The organism is Caballeronia choica (genome assembly GCF_001544535.1).
Taxonomy (GTDB): domain Bacteria; phylum Pseudomonadota; class Gammaproteobacteria; order Burkholderiales; family Burkholderiaceae; genus Caballeronia; species Caballeronia choica.
In genome coordinates, this window is record NZ_FCON02000602.1 from 1 (window position 1) to 596 (window position 596).

Sequence of the window (596 nt, forward strand, 5' to 3'; positions counted from 1 at the left end):
GCGACGTTCAAGAGCCTGCTGTTTCTTGGAACGGGTTCCGTGTTGCACGCGACGGGCGAGCGCAATCTCGGGCGGCTGGGCGGCCTGATCCGTTTCATGCCGTGGACTGCGTGGGCGGCCCTGGTGGGCGCGTTTGCCAGCGCCGGCCTGCCGCCATTGAGCGGTTTCGTCTCCGAATGGCTGTTACTGCAGAGCTTTCTGTTCACGCCGGGCTTACCTGACCCGTTCCTAAACATGGTGGTGCCGCTCGTCGCCGCACTGATTGCTCTGGTGGCTGCGCTCGCGGGCTACACGATGGTCAAGTTCTTCGGCATCATCTTTCTCGGCCAGCCCCGCGAGGCCAAGCTGCGCGAGGCACGCGATGCGAGCCCGTGGGAGCGGGTTGGCTTCGTGTGGCTGGCAGCGACCTGCGTGCTGCTCGGGCTGCTGCCGGTGCAGTTCGTGATCGTTCTGGATCGCGTCACGCAACTGCTGGTCGGCGCCGGCATCGGCCAAGCCGTCGCGAGAAATGGCTGGCTGCTGCTCGCCCCCACGAGCGTAGACCGGGCCAGCTACATGCCGGCGGTTTTCCTGCTGTTCTTCTTTGCCTGTTGTGG

Annotated in this window: 1 protein-coding gene; it reads left to right on the forward strand. The window is 65.3% G+C overall.

All coding sequences use genetic code 11. From position 1 onward, the window contains the following. Positions 1 to 596, forward strand: a 596-nt coding sequence (locus tag AWB68_RS45945) for a proton-conducting transporter transmembrane domain-containing protein (protein WP_268810998.1), incomplete at both ends; no start/stop codon positions are given.